Raw genomic sequence first — 789 nt, forward strand, 5'->3', positions numbered from 1 at the left:
CGTACCGGCGGGCGCACACCGGTGCGGCGGGCGGGCCAGGCCGGTGGGCTCGCGCAGCGCCTGGCCGCGCTGGACCCCGCCGAACGGCGTTTGACGCTGGCCAACCTGGTCAGAGGGCATGCCGCGACGGTGCTCGGCTTCGCCGACGGGTCGGCGATCGACCATCGGCGCCAGTTCCAGGACCTCGGCTTCGACTCCCTGACCGCGGTCGAGTTCCGCAACCAGCTCAACGCGGCGACCGGGTTGCGGCTCCCGGCCACGCTCATCTTCGACTATCCGACGGCTGAGGCGGTGGCGGACTACCTGGCCGGGGAGTTGGCCGGTGGTCAGGTCTCGCAGGCGGTCGTGGCCGATGTGTCGGTGGCCGACGATCCGATCGCGATCGTGGGCATGGCCTGCCGCTATCCCGGCGGCGTCTCCTCGCCAGAGGGCCTGTGGGACCTGGTCGCGCAGGCCCGGGACGCGGTGGGCGACTTCCCGTCCGATCGCGGCTGGGACGTGGAAGGGGTGTACGGCCCGGAACCGGGCGCACCGGGGAAGAGCTACACGCGGCAGGGCGCGTTCCTGTACGACGCCGCCGACTTCGACCCCGTGTTCTTCGGGATCAGCCCGCGCGAGGCCCTCGCCATGGACCCGCAGCAGCGCCTGCTTCTGGAGGCGTCGTGGGAGGCGATCGAGCGGGCGGGCCTGGACCCGGTTGGACTGCGTGGCAGCCGTACGGGCGTGTTCGCCGGGGTGATGTACCACGACTACGGCCTCGGCACCCCCGCCGCGACCAGCGGTGGAAGC

At 72.8% G+C, this 789-nt stretch carries 1 protein-coding gene; it reads left to right on the forward strand.

The genetic code is table 11. The features are described 5' to 3' along the window. On the forward strand, positions 1–789 hold a 789-nt coding region (locus ACSC1Q_RS42975), incomplete at both ends, for an acyl carrier protein (RefSeq protein ID WP_436764509.1).

It is taken from the genome of Streptosporangium heterodermiicola (genome assembly GCF_051390675.1).
GTDB lineage: Bacteria > Actinomycetota > Actinomycetes > Streptosporangiales > Streptosporangiaceae > Streptosporangium.